The sequence below is a fragment of the Roseibium sp. AWQ4_254 genome, assembly GCF_056161025.1.
In genome coordinates, this window is the sequence record NZ_JBSWYH010000021.1 from 74,213 (window position 1) to 92,599 (window position 18,387).

Here is an 18,387-nt window from a genome sequence, read left to right on the forward strand (position 1 = left end):
GCCGCAGACACCTGCACGAAGCTGCCCAGACTTCCTAAAACTTGGTTGTCCGAACAACGGACAAACTTATTCGAAAATTTTTAAAGATGACACTGACAACGAACCGGATACAGTCTTGAAAACCGTGTGCCACGCATGCCACGGAACGAATAATCCAGTAGGACTGTCTTGCTTTGGAAATGCCCCCCAAGGTTTCCGCGCTTCAACGTCTTTTCCCTATTTCTACGTTTTATAGAAGTCCGGATTGAAAACCAGCTACTCCTGACAATTAGAACCGCGAAATTCCGCATTTTCCCGGACAAGACTTTCTGGTGCCGATGAAATTCGGCCCGTGCCATTTAAGTCCGGTGCGTACACTTGTGCGCTTTGGAAACCGGCGTTTCAAGTCGGGGTCATCCGTTCTCCCTGACGATCAGCAGCTCGCACGTTACCAGCGTCGGCGCGCCGCCGGGGACAAGTATACCCTCAAAGAGAGCACCGGTCAGGTCCGCGCAGCGGACCGGGACAGCGGGCGGTGTTCCTTTTTCCGCTCCAGCTCCCGGGCGCAACAGGATTTCGGAAATCAGGCCTGTCATGGGCGCGCTGTCGGTGAACCGGGCTCCGGCAAGGCTGCCGAGGCCGTAAACGCAATAGGGGCCAGGGCCAAGTGTGGCTGCCAGGCTTTCGATGCTGGTGGACAGGTCCTCAAACGGGGCGAGGGTCGTGATCAGTGCATTATGCGTTGGCCGCGGGGAGGCGCTGTCCTCTGTCCTGGTCCGGAACAGCGTGAATTCGGTTTCCGGGTCCAGCTCCGCCTCGAACCGCGCGCCCCTGAGGCCCCAGCCGGAGACCGTGATGTCCTGCGTGGCCGTCAGCGTGTGGGGCTGCAGGTGGCCGAGGCGTTGCTTGTTCCCGTCCTGCCAGAAGCCGTGAATATGGGCGAACCAGCTCCCGTCCTTCCAACCCAGGATGGCGACAGCCTCCTCAAGGACAGCAGCGGCGGAGTGGTGGGTGTCGCTGTACCAGGCGGCGTGCCGGTCGTCGATGGCCCGGTCGGGCATGACGTAGTCGAAGGCCGAGAGGGGGAGGCCGGACAGATCCAGAACGGCGGAGGAAAAGCCGGACGCAGCAGCCCACACGCCAAGATTGGTCAGGAGCGGTGTGCCGGCGGGCACGGGAACCGCTATCGGAATGGCGTCGCAGAGCGCAAAGGGGCGCCTGTCGGCCGCGGCAGGGCCCGGATGGCGGATATCGGCAAGGGCTGACGGTGCTGGCCGTCTCATATCAGGCCCCGGCTGGTCAGGACGTCCCGAACCAGTTTCTTCGTGACTTTGCCATAGGCGCTGGTCGGCATCGCATCCACAAAGAGATAGCGCGCGGGCATCTTGTATCGGGAGATCTTGCCGGTCAGAAACTCTGTCAGCTCCGCATCTTGAACCTGCTGCCCGGTCTGCGCCACACAGACGGCAAGGCCGGTCTCTCCCCAATGCGGATCGGGAATTCCGAGAATGGCCACTTCCGAGATCGCCGGATGGGTGAGAAGAATTTCCTCGATCTCCTTCGGATAGACATTCGAGCCGCCGGAAATATACATGTCCGAGGCCCGCCCGGTCAGGTAGAGGTAGCGCTGCTCGTCCATATGGCCGAGGTCGCCGGTGCGGAACCAGCCATTGCGGAAGGATTTTGCATTGGCGGCCTCATCGTCCAGATAGCCGGAACAGACGGCGGCGCCTATCACGCAGACCTCTCCGGTTTCGCCTGGGCCAAGATGGTTTCCCGCCTCGTCCTGAATGCTGATTTCGATGCCGGTGCGTTCGGTGCCGCAGGTGCCGATGCGGCTAGACGGACCATCTTCGGCGAAATGGTCCTGAGGGCGCAGAACAGTGATGTTGCCGGTCACTTCGCCTAGGCCGTAATATTGCACAAGCACCGGCCCCAGCCTGGCAAGTGCCTTTTTCTGGTCTTCCCGGTACATGGGGGCGCCCGCATAGATGACATGGCGCAGGCTGGAATGGTCGAAGTCATCGGCAGCCGGATCTTCCACCAGCCGTTTGACAATGGTCGGAACCGTGAAGAGATTGCTGATCCGGTGTTTCCCGATGAGCTCGAAAGCCGCCGCCGGGGTGAACCCGCCGCGCGGCATCAGGACATGGGAAGAGGCTGCCGGGAGCTGGGCGATCAGCTGCAGGCCCGCTCCGTGGGAGAGCGGTGCGATAACAAGGGATGCGTCCTGCTCGGTTGTGCCGGGCAGAAGATCTGCGAGATAATTGACCGTGACAAATCCGATCTGGCCGTGTGTCAGCACGACAGCTTTTGGACGGCCGGTTGACCCGGATGTGAAAAACAGCCAGCACGGATCATCATGCTCAACGGCTGTATTTCCGGCTGTTTGTCCCAAATAGCGGTCGATCAGGGATTCATAGGACGGGGCGGGGGCGCCTGGTCCTATGGAAAGAGAGCCCTTGAGCTGAGGCCTTTCAGCGGAGACAGCGTTGGCTTGTGCTTCAAAGCGGGCATCGAAGATGAAGACATCCGCTTCTGCCTTCTGGCTGGCATAGGCGGTTTCCCCCGGGGCCTGACGGAAATTGCAGGGGACCCAGACCGCTCCAAGCCGGAACGCGGCCAGCATGACTTCCACCATCTGGTTGGAGTTCTCCGCCTGAACCAGAAGGCGGTCCCCCTTGGCAAGGCCGTACTCGGTCTCCAGGGCGCAGCAAAGGGCTGAAACGCGCCGGTCAAGGTCTGCCCAGTTCCAGGTCTTCCCCTCCCAGACAAGGGCCGGACGGTCTGGGAATCTGGCAGCGTTTCGGGTCAGAAAATGCGCAAGATTGGGCACGCGCGCAGAACAGCGTTGCATCATGTGTGAATTGCCTCCCGTTCGGAGGGGCTGACGAGACAACTTCACATTGGCCCCTGCGGATGTTTTCTCTTGCGCGCAGATTAGAGCAAGGCTCCGGCAATCGAAACAGAAGAGGTCTTTTAAAACAGAAGAATGTGATCCTGTTGGAAAACCGGCCTTTGAAAGGTTCGCGCTGGCCCTTTTGGGAGGTCATGCGTCAGACCGGGGCCGCGCATGCACAGGAGCGCACAGGCTTTGCCATTTCATGAGCCGGTAATTTGTGTATGTTGGCCGGGCTTTCAAATTTCCTTCTTTTCAGGTTTCCAAGATGAGTGAAAGAACGCGCGCCGACTGGGATGATGCTTATGCGAACGGCTCCTATATCCCCGGTGCTGAACAGTATCCTCTGCGCTGGGCGGAGAAGGCGGAGGCTTTCCGGAAGGGCTGGGAGGGCAAGCGACTAAATGTTGCCTATGGGGACGGGCAGCGCCACCGGTTTGACCTGTTTTTTCCAAAGAGTGGTACAGCGCAGGGGCTGGTTGTTTTTGTCCATGGCGGCTACTGGCTGAAATTTGACAAGAGCTTCTGGTCGCATTTGGCCGCCGGCCCTCTGTCGCAGGACTGGGCCGTGTGTCTTCCCAGTTATGATCTTTCTCCTGCCGTTTCACTGTCAGAGATCCGGGAGCAGGTCGGCGCTGCGATCCTTAAAGCCGCCGGACAGGTGAAGGGGCCGGTTCGTCTTGCCGGTCATTCCGCGGGCGGGCACCTGGTGACCCGAATGCTATGTGAGGATACCCCATTGACCCAGCCGGTTCTGGAGCGGATTGCGGCGGTTGTGTCCATCAGCGGCCTGCACGATCTGAGACCCTTGAGACATACAAGCATGAATGACTCCTTTGGCCTGAGCGAAAAAGACGCTGTTCTGGAAAGCGCCGCGCTGCAGACCCGGCTCGGCACTTGCCCAGTCACAGCCTGGGTGGGTGCAGATGAGCGGCCGGAGTTTTTGCGCCAGTCAAAGCTGTTGGCCGAAGCCTGGCCAGGCACGCGCTACAGGGAAGAAACGGGCAAGCACCATTTTGACGTGATTGATGGTTTGCTGGATGCCAAAAGCGCCGTGACAAAAACGCTTCTGTTTTGATGGAGGTTGCGTTTATCTTAAGAAAATGGAAGGAAAAATTGCATTGCTGATGATTTAATTTACAATTGATTTTTATGGAAAATTTAGAAACCCTAAGCAAAATCCGAAACTAAGGTTGGCTGCCGGTAGAACGGTGCCGATATCATGACTTTAGAAACACCGGAATTGCTGTTTGAAACCTTGAGCAAAGGTTTCCCGGGGGCGGCATGTGACGCCGGTGCAGGTGAGAACAATGAGGAGACTGATCTCCTCGGAATTTGGGGTGGGTGCCTTGAGCGTGAGCGGCAGTGCGTCGTTGCCATATACTCCCAAAGAGATGGGCCGGGTCAGCCTGTCGCGTACGTTCATTCTTTATACGCTTGGCCTGTTTGCGGTGCTTGGTGTTGTTTTCATTGGGATTTTGACGAAAATCACCTGGGATGCCTCCCACGCCAGGGCCATTCGCGTGACCGAAGCTTTCTTTCAGGCGACTGAACGCCCGTTTGAACGGGCGATCTGGACGGTCAATGCAGATGCCACTTTGCAGCTTATCCGTGGCCTGGAAAGTCTTGAAGTGGTTGAGAGAGTCTGGGTGGAAACTCCGGATACCGGGAACTTCGGTGAGGTGGTCGAAGGCCCGCGCCGCAAGGAGGCTCTGAGCTACACGCTGAATTCCCCCAGCACGATCCTGCACAAGGATGCCATCGGGCAGGTTTTCATTCTGATCGACCGCAACACGATATCGAATGAGATCGTCTCCACTGTTGGCTATACGGTTGCAGCGATCATCGTTTATCTGATGCTCTTGGCCGTTGTTATCCGGGCCGTGTTCCGCCGTTTGATCGGTCAGCCGCTATCGGCCATTGTCGAATATCTGTCGACGCCGCGCCTGATCGAGGCGCCGCCCAGTGCGCGGCTGATGCCGGACCGGGCCGACGAGATTGGTATTCTGGCCGAAAGCCTGCAATCCATGGTTTACCGGCGGCATCTCGATCTGAAAAAGATCCAGGAATACCAGACCAATCTGGAAGAACTGGTGACCCACCGGACCGAGCAGTTGAAGCTGGTGCAGGAAGAGCTGATCCAAGCGGACAATCTTGCGGCGCTGGGCGCACTCGTGGCGGGGGTCTCCCATGAGCTCAACACGCCTTTGGGCAATGCGTTGATGGCGGCAACGACCATCAAGGATTCAACCGACAGCCTGACGCGGGAGCTTGACCAGCAGAGCCTGAGCAAGGACAGGCTGGAACGGGAGGTCCAGCGTATTTCCGATACGGCAGGGATTATTGAAAAGACACTTGGGCGCGCTCGTGAGCTTGTAGGCAATTTCAGGCAGGTTGCCGTTGACCGTCAGAGCGAAAAAATGCGCCAGTTTAACTTCGACCATATCATACGGGAGACGCTTGCGACATTACAGCCGACTCTGAAGAAAACCTCATTTAACGTAGAATTGGATCTGGCGGCAGACAGAATCATCGAGAGTTATCCCGGGGCGGTCAGTCAGTTGGTGTCAAATCTGGTCGAAAACGCCATGAAACATGCTTATGAAGGCCGGAACGAAGGCACCATCAGGATCAGTTCGAAAATTGTCAGAGGTGCTCCGGGCAATGACGACGGGGAAGAGGGGGACAAGATCGTTTTTGTCTGCAAGGACTTTGGTGTTGGTATTCCGGAGAAGAATTTGAAAAAGGTGTTTGAACCCTTCTTCACTACGAAATTCGGCAAAGGCGGGTCGGGCCTCGGCATGGCGATCTGTTATCAGCTTGTCACGGAAGCATTGAGCGGCACGATTGCCGTTTCTTCCAGAGTAGGTGCAGGGACGGAATTCACAATTGAGTTGCCTGTCAAAGCTCCTTCGGGGAGATCGACCGCAAGGAGTATTCACTGATGGTCATGGACTTTCTTGTCCCCTCTGAGCCTGAGGTGACCAAAACGACAAAGGCGCCATGGAAAATCCTTGTCGTGGATGACGATCCGGACGTTCATGACGTGACCAAGATTGCCGTCGCCGGCTATGAATTCGAGGAACGTCCCTTTGAGCTGCTGCACGCGCTGTCCGCACAGGAAGCGCGGGATATGCTCAAGACCCATGACGATATTGCGGTTGCTCTGATTGACGTGGTCATGGAAAGCGATACGGCGGGTCTCGGGCTTGTCCGTTGGATCCGCTCTGAACTTGGCAACAAGTTTACCCGTCTGATCCTGCGCACCGGTCAGCCCGGCTATGCACCGCAGACTGATGTGATCATGAAGTTCGACATAGACGGCTATGCTGAAAAGGCGGAGCTGTCCCGGACCAAGCTGATTACCACAATCATCACCTCCCTGCGCGGTTACACGCTGGTGATGTCGCTGGAGGCGAACCGGCAGAAACTGAAGCAGCTTAACGCGCATCTGTCTTCGATCGTCGAAAAGAATGGCTTGAGCGAATTTGCCGATACAGCGCTCAAGCACTTTGAAGAGCTTGTCGGAAAACCGCTTGATGCGATGATCTGCGGTTTGGAAGCATTGCCCGATGTGGGCAGCGCGGATCTGTCAACCGTCCGGGTTCTGGCGGCCAGCGGCGAGTTTGAAGACAAGGTCGACCTGCCGCTCGGGGTGGTCGGGGAAGACCATGTGCGCACGACGATTGTGGATTGCATCGAAAGCCACCAATCCTGCCCGTCGCTTTACGGGATCGCCATGCCGTTATTGACGCGAAATGGTATGGCCGGGGCGTTTTACGTCGCTCTCACCGAAGCAGAGTTGGATGATCTGGTTGGCTCTGAAGTCGTCCAGCTCTTCATCTCCAATGCTGCGCTTGGGTACGAGAAGACCGGCCTTCTGGAACATATTCGCAATCTGGCCTACGTGGATCGGGTCACAGGCTTGTCGACGTTTTCCGGCTTTCTGGAGACCTATCAGCGCAATACAGACAAGCATGGCACGCTGCTTGTTGTACACACGGATATCCAGCGGTTCCGGATCATTGCCGACGGAATTGGCGATGAAAAGGCCGGGGCGGTTCTCAAACGCACCGGGCACAGGTTGTCCCAGACCTTCCCCGAAGCCTTGACGATTGCACGCAAGGAAATCGATGAATTCCTGATCCTGCTGAAAGGCGGCGAAGAGAACCGGATTCAGGATGTGGTTGCGCGGGTCGAGGAGGCCTTCCAGGAGCCGATCAGCCTTGGTGACAACCAGATCACTTTGCGGCTGCGGCTCGGCTTTACGGTCGCCGATGCCAGGAACCTGGATGCCGAGGAAGCTGTCCGCTATGCCTCGATTGCATTGAATGATGTGCGCCAGAAGCGTTTGACCAATCACGCCGTATTCCATCCGCTTATGCAAGAGGCGGCTCTGGAACGCTTGCGGCTGGCCTCGCTCCTGACCGGCTCGGGCAACCGTACGGAGTTTTCGCTGAACTATCAGCCGATCATGCAGGCGCGTGACGAGAGCATTGCCTCCTTTGAGGCACTGATGCGCTTCCGCACGCCATCAGGCAGCTTCCTGAACACAGCACGCATGATTGAGGCAGCGGAAGCCAGCGGATTGATCACGGAAATCGGCGCCTGGATGTTCAAGCATGCCTTTTCCCAGTTCAGCCAGGTGGGAGGGCTGTCTGATGACGTGCGGCTGAATGTCAATCTATCTCCTATGCAGGTGCAGGAAAACCGCATCTACAAGGACATTGAAAACGCGGCCACGGCTGCAAACCTGTCCCTGGACCGGCTGGTGTTCGAGGTGACCGAAGGCCTGTTCCTGAGCAATGACCAGGTGACGATCTCTTTGTTGAGCTGGCTTCGTAACAAGGGCGCCAAGGTTGTCATCGATGATTTTGGGACCGGTTATTCGTCTTTCAGCTATCTGCGCAAGCTGCCCGTGGACGGCATCAAGATCGACCGCAGTTTCACGATGAACATGGAAACAGACACGGATGCGCTGGCAGTGGTGAAGTCTATTATGGCGGTAGCCCAGGCGCTTGGTCTCAGCGTGACGGCGGAAGGGGTGGAAACATCTGAACAGAAGAAGATCATGCAGTCACTGCAATGTGATTTTCTGCAGGGGTATTTTTATGCGAAGCCGCTCGCGACGGCGGAACTTGGTAATTTTATTCACGCAATTGCCGAAACAAACGAGGCGGATAGCTGATCAGGTCCGGTTCGACTTTCGCTTGGGCCGTTTTCCTTCGGTTTTTCTTGGTCCTTGCAGGCCGGGGATTGCCTGATCAGGTTTTCTTACATTCTCAGGACATAAGCGATTGAAATTTGTGCCGAAGCAGGCTCAGATAACGAAAATTGCGCGTCTCGCGGTGCGATCCTGGGTCTGGGGCGCTCGCGATATCTTTTAAAAAACGACGAAAAATCATGTGAGGGAGAGCAAGATGGAGATGAATGGCTCCCACCGGATTCCAGCCAGGAGAGAGGTTGTCTGGGACGCTCTCAACGATCCGGAAGTGCTGGCTGCCTGTATTCCGGGCTGTGACAGTCTGGAAAAGACCTCCGATACGGAGATGACGGCGCAGGTCACGACAAAAATCGGACCGGTCAAGGCGAAGTTCAAAGGTGCCGTTACCCTGGAAAACATCACGCCGCCGGAAAGTTACACCATATCGGGAGAAGGCAAGGGCGGGGTTGCCGGGTTTGCCAAGGGCTCTGCCAATGTGCAGCTCACCGAAGACGGGGATGAGACCGTCCTGACCTATGACGCAAAGGCACAGGTCGGTGGTAAACTGGCGCAGCTTGGCAGCCGCTTGATCGATTCTACCGCCAAGAAAATGGCGGAAGATTTCTTCGGAAAGTTTACCGATCTGGTGTCGCAGGGCCAGCAGCCCGCCGGGGAGGACGCCCCCGTACAAACATCTTCAGCGGCAACCGCCTCGGGCACTGCCCCGGTTGGCGAGGGGCTTGACCCTGGGCTTGCCGAGGAAGCCAAGCGGATCGCCATTGAAGACGCCCCTGCCGAAGTGATTCATGCGCTTGAAGACGCCGAGCACGCGGTGGAAGAGACCTTGCACAAGGCAGAGGAAAACCTTGAAGTGGCTGCCGGCCGTAACGCTTTTGGCGGGCCCATGGTCTGGGGCTTGGCTTTGCTGGGTGTGCTGATCCTGGCTCTTGCACTGGCAAGTTGACCAGTTCGGCACCAATTTGATTTGATAGGAGTGACACTGCGGAATAAGCGCTGTCGAAAACACGGGGAACGCCGGGAGACACGCTGACTCTACGACATATATGAGGGAGAGAAATTTATGTCGAAAATATCGATGGTTTTGAACGGAAAGTCGGTTTCGGCTGACGTTGAGGACCGGACGCTTCTGGTCTCCTTCATCCGCGATGCGCGCGGATTGACAGGGACCCATGTGGGCTGTGACACCTCGCAATGCGGCGCCTGTGTTGTTCATGTGGACGGCAAGGCTGTGAAATCCTGCACCATGCTGGCCGGCCAGGCGGAAGGTTGTGATGTCGTTACCCTTGAAGGGGTCGGCTCGGCGGACAATCTGCATCCTGTTCAGGCCGCGTTCCGCGAATATCATGGCCTTCAATGCGGCTTTTGCACGCCGGGCATGATTATGTCTGCCATCGACATGATCAACCGGCATGGGCCTGGAAATCTCGATGAAGCCACCATCCGCGATGAGCTGGAAGGCAATATCTGCCGCTGCACCGGCTACCACAACATCGTGAAAGCGATCAAAGCTGCCTCGGACCAGATGGCCGGCATGGCTCAGGCCGCCGAATAGGCGGGTGTTGGGTGGCTGGAGCAGGGCTTGATGAGTTTTGAAGTTCTGATCCCGGCCAGGGTGAACGCGCAATCGCGGCGCAAGGGAAAAGGCCGCGGTTTTTCAAGAAATTGAGCCGGTCCGTTTGGCCGGGCTGCAACGGGACGGAGGAGCGTCCGGCAGCCGAGCGCATGGACAGGGTTTTGGGAGAGAGACTATGGCAGTTGAAGGCATTGGCGCACGGGCGCTGCGCAAGGAGGACAAGCGCTTTATCACCGGCAAGGGGCAATATACGGACGACATGGTGCTTCCGGGCATGGGCTATGCCGCCTTCGTTCGCTCGCCCCACGCCCATGCGAAGGTAAAGGGCATTGACCCAAGCGCAGCGCTAGCCATGCCCGGCGTGGACGCGGTCCTGACTGGGGATCAGCTGGTCGGCGACGGGATCGGCAATCTGATCTGTGGCTGGATGATCCATTCCAAGGACGGCACGCCGATGAAGATGGGCGGCTGGCGAGCGCTGGAACCGGAAATCGTGCGCCATGTTGGCCAAGCGGTTGCCGTTGTGGTTGCGGACACCCAGGCGCAGGCCCGGGATGCGGCGGATCAGGTGACTGTCGAGTATGAAGAGCTGCCGTCCGTGGTCGATGCGCTGGCTGCATTGGAGCCCGGAGCGCCACAGTTGCATCCGGAAGCCGAAGGCAACCTGATCTATGATTGGGAGATTGGTGACGAAGCAGCGGCCAATGCGGCGTTTGACAGTGCCGCCCATATCACGCGCATGGAAATCCGCAACAACCGTCTGGTCCCCAACCCGATGGAACCCCGCGCAGCGCTGGCAAGCTACAATGATGCAGAAGAGCACCACACACTCTACACCACGTCCCAGAACCCCCATGTGGCGCGCCTTGTGCTGTCCGCCTTTTATAATGTCGCCCCCGAGCACAAGCTGAGGGTGATCGCCCCGGATGTGGGCGGCGGCTTCGGCTCGAAAATCTATATCTATCCGGAAGAAATGGTCTGCCTCTGGGCCTCCAAACGCGTGGGCCGTCCGGTCAAGTGGGTGTCTGACCGCACCGAGGCGTTCCTGACCGATGCCCATGGCCGGGACCATGTGTCGGAAGCGGAACTGGCGCTGGATGCAGACAACCGCATCACCGGCCTGCGGGTGAAAACCATTGCCAATCTGGGCGCCTATATGTCGCTCTTTTCCTCGTCCGTTCCGACCTATCTTTATGCAACCCTGCTGTCGGGTCAGTACAACATTCCGGCGATCCATGCGAATGTCAAAACGGTCTACACCAATACAACGCCGGTGGATGCCTATCGCGGCGCGGGGCGGCCCGAAGCGACCTATCTGCTGGAACGCATCATGGAAACGGCGGCGCGCGAGGTCGGGCTGTCTCCGGCAGAGTTCAGGCGCAAGAATTTCATCCGCCAGTTCCCGCATCAGACGCCAGTGATCATGTGCTATGATGCCGGGGATTATGATGCGACGCTCGATGCAGCACTGGCGGCGGCCGATTATGCTGGGTTCGCAGCCCGAAAGGCGGAAGCAGCATCCCGCGGCAAGCTGCGCGGCCTCGGTCTGTCCTGCTATATCGAGGCCTGCGGGATTGCGCCATCGGCAGCGGTTGGCTCTCTCGGAGCCGGGGTCGGCCTTTGGGAATCGGCAGAAGTCCGGGTCAACCCCGTTGGCACCGTGGAAGTGCTCACGGGGTCCCACAGCCATGGCCAGGGCCATGAGACCACCTTTGCCCAGTTGATCAGCGAGCGTTTCGGCTTGGACAGCGATGCCGTCTCCATTGTTCACGGCGACACGGACAAGGTTCAGTTCGGCATGGGCACTTACGGGTCGCGGTCCGGAGCCGTGGGCATGTCCGCCATCGTCAAGGCACTCGACAAGGTTGAGGCCAAGGCCAAGAAGATTGCCGCGCATCTGATGGAGGCCTCGGAAGGGGACATCCAGATTGAAGGCGGTGAGCTGAAGGTGGCCGGAACGGACAAGAAGCTGAGTTTCACCGAAGTCGCTTTGGCAGCCTACACTGCCCATAATTTGCCGGAAGGCATGGAGCCGGGCCTGAAGGAGGGGGCGTTCTATGATCCCACCAACTTCACCTTCCCCTCAGGGACCTATGTTTGCGAAGTGGAGGTGGACCCGGAGACCGGCAAGACGGAGATCATCAACTTCGTGGCGGCCGATGATTTCGGCAAGGTCATCAATCCGATGATTGTGGAAGGCCAGGTGCATGGCGGGCTGGTACAGGGTATCGGTCAGGCGCTTCTGGAAAACGCTGCCTATGATGAGACCGGACAGCTTTTGACGGCATCTTACATGGACTACACCATGCCCCGAGCGGATGATGTGCCGTCGTTCAATCTGTCGACCCATGAGACCCTGTGCCCGGGGAACCCGCTTGGCATGAAGGGCTGTGGGGAGGCGGGGGCGATCGGGTCGCCTCCGGCCGTGATCAACGCGATCACCGATGCTATCGGCACCAATGACCTGACCATGCCGGCAACCCCCGAAAAGGTCTGGCACCTTTGCCAGGCCGGACTTCGGCAAGCTGCAGAATGATCGAAAGCCGGGCAGGGGTGTCCTGCCCGGTTCCGCCTGTTTGAAACGCACACTTGCATCTGGGAGAAACCAGACATGTATGAAACAACCTATCACCGCGCCGGTTCGGTTTCTGAGGCAGCCGATCTGCTGACCAAGGCCGATGACGGTAAATTTCTCGGCGGTGGGCAGACGCTCCTGCCGACCATGAAACAGCGCCTTGCTGCGCCGACCGATCTGGTCGATTTGACCCGCATTGCGGAGATGAAGGGCATTTCCGAGGCGGGCGGTAAGCTCACCATTGGCGGGGCAACCACCCATGCGGAGGTTGCGTCTTCCAGCGTCGTCCGCGACAAGTTGCCGAGCCTTGCCGGGCTTGCGGGCGGCATTGGCGACCCGGCGGTGCGCCATATGGGTACGATCGGCGGCTCCATTGCTAACAATGATCCGGCAGCGGACTATCCGGCCGCACTGGTCGCTCTTGGTGCCACGGTGAAAACCAGCAAACGGGATTTGTCCGCAGAAACGTTTTTTTCCGGCATGTTCGATACTGCCCTCGAGGAGGACGAGATCGTCGTCTCCGTCGCCTTCCCGCTCATTGAAAAGGGCGCATACGCGAAATACCCGAATCCGGCGTCGCGCTACGCCATGGCGGGCGTTTATGTGGCCAAACATCTGGATGGCACGGTCCGGGTCGCGGTGACCGGTGCCGGGGACGATGGTGTGTTCCGGGTGGACAGTATGGAAGCGGCGCTGTCTGCCAGTTGGTCACCGGATGCGGTGGCTGGCATTCAGGTGGATGCGGGCGGTCTGTTGAGCGACATCCACGGCTCGGCAGCCTATCGGGCGAATCTGGTTACCGTGATGGCCAAGCGGGCAGTTGCCGCCGCAGGCTGACCGAGTTCTCCACAATCGTCATAATTTTGATAGCCCGGCTTGCTAAAAGCCGGGCTTCTTCGTTTTTCTGGGTGAAACATTGAAAAACTTACAGAAATTTGGACCTAGCGGAGCTTTTGGAGGCAGGTGAGCTGAAGTCTTGGTGCTATATCCGGTTCTTTGGGGAAGGACTGGTTTGACAAATGGGTTTTGGAAAAATTGAATCCCAAAATCTAAAGGCGGGCAATCTAGACTAAAAAGCACACAAGCTTTCAGTTTCGTTGACTTATGGTGAGCGCGTCTTTGCGCCTGGGTCAATGAATGGTGGGATAGAGGTAATTATGGCTGGAGCACATCAACGGGCTGCCGGTGGTGCGATGAGCGCGCGGGACAATCCTGTGTCTATCGCGTTCCGACCGATCAAAACGGCCTTCTGGGGCGTTGCGGTGGTCAGTTTTGTCATCAACATCTTGATGCTGACCGGCCCTGTGTTCATGCTCCAGGTCTATGATCGGGTGCTGGCCAGCGGATCGGTTCCGACACTGGTCGTGATTGGCGCCCTGGCGATGGTGCTCTACGTGTTCTATGGCATTTTGGAGGGCCTCAGAGGCCGGATCCTGTCGCGCCTGGGACAAAGGGTCGATGCCAGACTGTCCAGCCTTGTCTACAAGATCTCAAACAGCCTGCCGGTCCGGCTGGGACGCAATGCCTCCCGTTTGCGTCCGGTTCAGGATCTGGACACGATCCGGCAGTTCCTCTCCGGCCCCGGGCCTGCGGCAATTTTCGACATTCCGTGGTTGCCGCTCTATCTCGGAATCGTGTTTCTGTTCCATCCGCTTCTGGGCGCTGTTGGTCTTGCCGGAGCGGTGATCATTTCGATCCTGATTGGCCTCAATGAAATGATGTCCCGGGAGCCGACCGAGGATGCCGCCGGACAGTCAGGCAAGCGCAACGCGGCCGTTGAGAGCGGTCAGCGCAATTCCGAGGTGGTTGCGGCCATGGGCATGCAGCCGACCCTGACCGCCCGTTGGGACGCCCAGAACCAGGAATATCTGGCCACCCAGCGCCGTGCGTCGGACAGGACCAGCGCCTTCGGCACGGCGATCAAAACGATCCGGTTTGTTCTCCAGTCGGCAATTCTGGCGGTTGGTGCCTGGCTGGCGATCAAGCAGGAAATCTCCCCGGGTGTCATGATTGCTTCCTCGATCATGACGTCTCGGGCGCTTGCTCCCATTGAACAGGCGGTGGCCCAGTGGCGCGGCTTTGTCGCGAGCCGTCAGGCGCTGCGCCGCCTGAAAGAGGTGCTGCAGGTGGCAGAGACGGACGAAGATGTCATGGACCTGCCGCTACCGGTCAAGGGCATCACCATGGAGCAGGTATTCTGCGGCCCGTTTGGCGAGAAAATGCCTTATGTGCAAAATATCAGCCTTGAACTTGCGGCCGGGGATGGGCTTGGAGTGATCGGCCCGTCCGGGTCCGGAAAGTCCACATTTGCCCGGGCCCTTGTCGGCGTCACACCCGCGCTCAAAGGGGTGATCCGCTTTGATGGCGCTGAGCTGAGCCAGTGGGAAAGCTCTAAACGGGGCGAATTTATCGGCTATCTGCCACAGGATCTGCAATTGTTTGATGGCACCATTGCCGAAAACATAGCCCGCTTCCGGGAAGATGCGGCTCCGGAAAAGGTTATTGAAGCCGCCAAGCTGGCCGATGTGCATGACATGATCGTGGCGCTGCCAGAGGGCTACAATACGGTGATTGGCCGCAGTGGCCGGTCCCTGTCCGCAGGCCAGCGCCAGCGGCTTGCCCTTGCCAGAGCGCTTTACAACAATCCGTTTCTGGTGGTTCTGGACGAACCGAATTCCAACCTGGATGCGATCGGCGAAAGCGCGCTTACCAATGCGATCAAGGCTATGCGGGAGAAGGGGTCTATTGTTGTCGTGATTGCCCATCGGCCGAGTGCGATTGCGACCGTGGATAAAATTCTCTGTCTGAAGGATGGCAAGATGGCGGGCTTTGGGCCTAAGGAAGATGTGCTCAAACAGGTTGTTCAACCGGTCCAGCCAATGCGGCAAGGTGTTGGGAGCGTCGTGCGATGACGAAGAACAAGTCTCAGGACGGCAGCGCCCCGGCAAATGCCGCAGACGAAGCCCTCAGCAAAACGGTTCGCGGCCATTTGCTGTTTGCCCTTTTCGTAACCGGCTTTGTGGTGATCGGGATCGGCGGCTGGGCGACTTTCATGGAAATTTCCGGTGCGGTTGTCTCATCCGGGACGGTGGTTGTGGAAAGCAGCACCAAGCATGTGCAGCACCGCGAAGGCGGCATCGTGAAGGAAATTCGGGTCAAGGATGGCGATCAGGTGAGGGCAGGCGATCTTCTGATCAGCCTGGATGACACGGTTACCCGGGCGAACCTCTCCGTGATCACCAAACAGTTGCGGGAACTCAGCGCTCAGGAATTGCGCCTTGAGGCGGAACGGGATGATCTCCCGGCAATTTCCTGGCCTCAGGAACGGATTGCAGCCCTTGGCGACGTTGAGCGCGGCCAGCAATTGCTGCTTGAAGCCCGGCGGAAATCCAAGGAAGGCCGCAAGAACCAGCTGGAGGAACAGGTTCGCCAGTTCAACAAACAGGCGGACGGGCTTGAAGCCCAGGTTTCGGCCAAGGAAACGGAAATCGAGTTGATCCGGGAAGAACTTGCCGATCTCGACAATCTTCTGACCAAGCAGCTGGTGTCCAAGAGCCGGGTGACGGCGCTGCGCCGTGAATCTGCTCGCCTTGAAGGGGAATATGGCGATCTGATCGCGCAGATCGCCCGCACCAAGGAAGCGATCAGCGAACGTCACATCCAGATTTTGCAAATTGAGGAATCCTACCGCGCTGAAGTTCTGGAACAGCTGCAGGAAGCCAGGTCGCGGGTCGCCCAGCTTGAGGAACAGAAAATTGCCGCAGAAGACGAGCTGACCCGCGTCGACATCGTCGCGCCGCGCAACGGCTATGTCCACCAGTTGTCCGTCCATACGATTGGCGGGGTCGTCTCTCCGGGAGAAACGGTGATGCAGATTGTTCCGGAGGAAGATCAGCTGATCATCGAAGCGCAGGTCCAGCCGGTCGACATCGATCAGCTTGCGCCGGGGCAGGAAGCCCGGGTCCGGTTCCCAAGTTTTGACCAGCGCACGACACCGGAATTGAAAGCCCAGCTCTTGACCGTTTCGGCTGACCTTAACCAGGATGAGCGGACCGGTCTGAGCTACTACACGGCCAAACTGGTGATCAAGGACCACGAACTGGAAAAACTTGGCTCGCAGACGCTGGTGCCGGGCATGCCGGTGGAAACCTTTCTCCAGACCGGGGACCGCACCATCTTGAGCTATCTGGTCAAACCGGTCATGGACCAGATAGCCCACGCCATGCGCGAGCGCTAACAGTGCGCCTTTTCGTTGTCCCGGATCCTCTGCTCCTGCTCCCTTTATGCCCTCCTCAAATGCATGTTGTGAGCTGAGTGCATGGAATCGGATTCGTCTTCCATATCAGGAAGTCTGAGGTTTCAAGGCAAGAGACACGCCAGTTTGAATTCATGTGGACGCGGCATGCGCTAAAGACCTAGGATGGGCACGTCGGTGCCCGCTTCCTCTGCCGGGGCGTGGGGCGGGCGGATGATCAGGGCGCCCGAGCGGGCAAGAAGCGCCAGCATGGAGCTGTCCTGCTTGTCAAATGGGGTGGCGATCAGCTGGCCATCCGGGGTCCGGTTAAGCGTAGCCCGCACATAGTCCTGGCGGCGGTCATTTTCCGGCAGCGGAGCGCCAAGACGGGCGGTTTGTGCATCTGGTTCTCTCGCAGGATATCCGAGCATCTGGCGGATCAGAGGTTTCAGGAACAGCAGGCTGCAGACAAGGCTGGAGACCGGATTCCCGGGGAGGCCAAGCACTTTGGTCTGGCCCAGATGTCCGGCCATCAGGGGTTTGCCGGGCCGCATCGCAATGCGCCAGAATGCCAGATCCATGCCTTCCTGCCCAAGAACCTCCTGAACCAGATCATGATCACCCACGGATGCGCCGCCAAGTGTGACCAGAATGTCAGCCTGTTGATCCAGAGCCTGCCGCACATGGGTGGCAAGGGCTACAGGATTATCCGGCGAGATGCCAAGATCGAGCGGTGCCCCGCCGCAATCCTCCACCAGGGCGGCGACACCGGCATGGTTGGACGCGATGATCTGGTCTGGCCCCGGTTCGGTGCCCGGTCTCACCAGCTCGTCGCCGGTAGCCAGAATGGCAATCTTCGGTTTGCGCACCACAGGCAGTGAGGGATGGTTCATCGCCGCAGCCAGTGCCAAATGCCGGTAGGAGAGAGTGAGCGGGGCTCGGAGCAAAACCTCGTCTTTTGAAAAATCCAGGCCCGCCGGGCGGATAAAGGCGCCCTTGGCCGGCATGTCCAGAACCGCAATAGCATCGCCAGTGCGGTCGGCATTTTCCTGGATGAGGATCGTGTCGGCTCCTTCGGGAACGGGGGCTCCGGTGAAAATACGCACGGTTTCGCCGGGCCTGATTGACCCGTTGAAGCTATGCCCGGCAGGGGCTTCGCCTATGACGCTAAGCCGTGTGCCCGCGCCTTTCAGGTCATCATGGCGGATCGCATAGCCATCCATGGCCGAGGCGGCAAAAGGCGGTTGGGTGCGGGTGGAGGTGAGGTCCGCAGCCAGTGTGCGGCCATTGGCGTCTTCCAGGGCAACCTGTTCACTTCGAAGGCGCTCGACCCCTGACAACAGCTTTTCCAGCGCTTCGGCCACCGGCATCAGGCCCATCAGGTGCCTCCTTCGCTGCCGTCTTGTTCCAGGGTCCAGTGACCCGACTTGCCTCCGGCTTTTTCCACCAGACGGATGTTGCCGATAACCATGCCCCGGTCCACTGCCTTGGCCATGTCATAAATGGTCAGACAGGCGAGGGAACAGGCCGTGAGCGCTTCCATTTCCACGCCGGTCTGGCCACTCACCTTCGTGGTGGCCGTCACAACAAGGCCAGGCAGGCTGTCATCGGGATCAATCTCGATGGAGACCTTTGAAAGCATCAGCGGATGGCAGAGCGGGATCAGCTCATGGGTTTTTTTGGCGGCCATGATGCCTGCCAGCCTTGCGGTTCCGATTACGTCGCCCTTTTTGGCGTTTCCGGAGCGGATAAGCTCCAGGGTCTCCAGCCGCATGGTCACGGTGCCTGTGGCAACGGCAATCCTGTGCGTGACGTCTTTGCCCGAGACATCGACCATATTGGCAGCCCCGGTCTCATCAATATGGGTGAGGGTCTTGTCCCTGTCAGGCATAGCGGCTCCGGT

Annotated in this window: 13 protein-coding genes; 9 read left to right on the top strand and 4 right to left on the bottom strand. The window is 58.5% G+C overall.

Annotation, left to right across the window (positions count from 1 at the left end; translation table 11 throughout):
• Positions 1-392: 392 nt before the first annotated feature.
• A complete protein-coding gene (locus ACXAIC_RS16700) occupies positions 393-1,262 on the bottom strand; it encodes a hypothetical protein (RefSeq protein WP_475182298.1) in 870 nt (289 codons plus the stop codon).
• Complete coding sequence (locus tag ACXAIC_RS16705) at positions 1,259-2,839, bottom strand: acyl-CoA synthetase (RefSeq protein ID WP_475182301.1); 1,581 nt, start codon at positions 2,837-2,839, stop codon at positions 1,259-1,261. Before ACXAIC_RS16705 ends, ACXAIC_RS16700 begins: the two co-directional genes overlap by 4 nt.
• A 307-nt stretch (positions 2,840-3,146) precedes the next feature.
• Here ACXAIC_RS16705 and ACXAIC_RS16710 point away from each other — a divergent pair, with 307 nt between their 5' ends.
• The 9 genes from ACXAIC_RS16710 (at position 3,147) to ACXAIC_RS16750 (ending at position 16,487) form a co-directional block, all read left to right on the top strand.
• A complete protein-coding gene (locus ACXAIC_RS16710; protein ID WP_475182306.1) occupies positions 3,147-3,956 on the top strand; it encodes an alpha/beta hydrolase in 810 nt (269 codons plus the stop codon).
• Between the two features lie 232 nt (positions 3,957-4,188).
• Positions 4,189-5,823, top strand: coding sequence for a sensor histidine kinase (locus ACXAIC_RS16715; RefSeq protein WP_475182309.1), 1,635 nt, complete (start codon positions 4,189-4,191; stop codon positions 5,821-5,823).
• A 35-nt stretch (positions 5,824-5,858) separates the two neighbouring features.
• Positions 5,859-8,066 (top strand): bifunctional diguanylate cyclase/phosphodiesterase, encoded by a 2,208-nt coding sequence (locus tag ACXAIC_RS16720; protein ID WP_475182312.1) that lies wholly within the window; start codon positions 5,859-5,861, stop codon positions 8,064-8,066.
• Between the two features lie 232 nt (positions 8,067-8,298).
• Complete coding sequence (locus ACXAIC_RS16725; RefSeq protein ID WP_475182315.1) at positions 8,299-9,045, top strand: SRPBCC family protein; 747 nt, start codon at positions 8,299-8,301, stop codon at positions 9,043-9,045.
• Positions 9,046-9,162: 117 nt separating this feature from the next.
• Positions 9,163-9,654 (top strand): (2Fe-2S)-binding protein, encoded by a 492-nt coding sequence (locus tag ACXAIC_RS16730; protein WP_475182318.1) that lies wholly within the window; start codon positions 9,163-9,165, stop codon positions 9,652-9,654.
• 196 nt (positions 9,655-9,850) lie between these two features.
• Positions 9,851-12,211, top strand: coding sequence for a xanthine dehydrogenase family protein molybdopterin-binding subunit (locus ACXAIC_RS16735; protein ID WP_475182321.1), 2,361 nt, complete (start codon positions 9,851-9,853; stop codon positions 12,209-12,211).
• A gap of 75 nt (positions 12,212-12,286) precedes the next feature.
• Complete coding sequence (locus ACXAIC_RS16740) at positions 12,287-13,087, top strand: FAD binding domain-containing protein (protein WP_475182326.1); 801 nt, start codon at positions 12,287-12,289, stop codon at positions 13,085-13,087.
• Between the two features lie 320 nt (positions 13,088-13,407).
• A complete protein-coding gene (locus tag ACXAIC_RS16745; RefSeq protein WP_475182333.1) occupies positions 13,408-15,162 on the top strand; it encodes a type I secretion system permease/ATPase in 1,755 nt (584 codons plus the stop codon).
• Positions 15,159-16,487 carry an HlyD family type I secretion periplasmic adaptor subunit gene (locus ACXAIC_RS16750; protein ID WP_475182339.1) on the top strand — a complete coding sequence of 443 codons (1,329 nt, stop codon included), beginning with the start codon at positions 15,159-15,161 and terminating at the stop codon, positions 16,485-16,487. The genes ACXAIC_RS16745 and ACXAIC_RS16750 overlap by 4 nt, the downstream gene beginning before the upstream one ends.
• Positions 16,488-16,657: 170 nt before the next feature.
• Here ACXAIC_RS16750 and ACXAIC_RS16755 read toward each other — a convergent pair whose 3' ends face one another.
• Positions 16,658-17,863: a molybdopterin molybdotransferase MoeA gene (locus ACXAIC_RS16755; protein ID WP_475182345.1), complete on the bottom strand. Its 1,206-nt coding sequence runs from the start codon at positions 17,861-17,863 to the stop codon at positions 16,658-16,660.
• On the bottom strand, positions 17,863-18,375 hold the full coding sequence (moaC, locus tag ACXAIC_RS16760) for a cyclic pyranopterin monophosphate synthase MoaC (RefSeq protein WP_475182351.1): 513 nt from the start codon (positions 18,373-18,375) through the stop codon (positions 17,863-17,865). Before moaC ends, ACXAIC_RS16755 begins: the two co-directional genes overlap by 1 nt.
• Positions 18,376-18,387: the final 12 nt, after the last annotated feature.

What these genes read in the sequence shown, in the direction of transcription:
- ACXAIC_RS16745 (WP_475182333.1), top strand. Translation starts at nt 13,408, where the DNA reads ATGGCTGGAGCACATCAACGGGCTGCCGGTGGTGCGATGAGCGCGCGG.
- ACXAIC_RS16755 (WP_475182345.1), bottom strand. Translation starts at nt 17,863, where the DNA reads ATGGGCCTGATGCCGGTGGCCGAAGCGCTGGAAAAGCTGTTGTCAGGG.
- ACXAIC_RS16725 (WP_475182315.1), top strand. Translation starts at nt 8,299, where the DNA reads ATGGAGATGAATGGCTCCCACCGGATTCCAGCCAGGAGAGAGGTTGTC.
- ACXAIC_RS16750 (WP_475182339.1), top strand. Translation starts at nt 15,159, where the DNA reads ATGACGAAGAACAAGTCTCAGGACGGCAGCGCCCCGGCAAATGCCGCA.
- ACXAIC_RS16730 (WP_475182318.1), top strand. Translation starts at nt 9,163, where the DNA reads ATGTCGAAAATATCGATGGTTTTGAACGGAAAGTCGGTTTCGGCTGAC.
- ACXAIC_RS16740 (WP_475182326.1), top strand. Translation starts at nt 12,287, where the DNA reads ATGTATGAAACAACCTATCACCGCGCCGGTTCGGTTTCTGAGGCAGCC.
- ACXAIC_RS16710 (WP_475182306.1), top strand. Translation starts at nt 3,147, where the DNA reads ATGAGTGAAAGAACGCGCGCCGACTGGGATGATGCTTATGCGAACGGC.
- moaC (WP_475182351.1), bottom strand. Translation starts at nt 18,375, where the DNA reads ATGCCTGACAGGGACAAGACCCTCACCCATATTGATGAGACCGGGGCT.
- ACXAIC_RS16705 (WP_475182301.1), bottom strand. Translation starts at nt 2,839, where the DNA reads ATGATGCAACGCTGTTCTGCGCGCGTGCCCAATCTTGCGCATTTTCTG.
- ACXAIC_RS16715 (WP_475182309.1), top strand. Translation starts at nt 4,189, where the DNA reads ATGAGGAGACTGATCTCCTCGGAATTTGGGGTGGGTGCCTTGAGCGTG.
- ACXAIC_RS16700 (WP_475182298.1), bottom strand. Translation starts at nt 1,262, where the DNA reads ATGAGACGGCCAGCACCGTCAGCCCTTGCCGATATCCGCCATCCGGGC.
- ACXAIC_RS16735 (WP_475182321.1), top strand. Translation starts at nt 9,851, where the DNA reads ATGGCAGTTGAAGGCATTGGCGCACGGGCGCTGCGCAAGGAGGACAAG.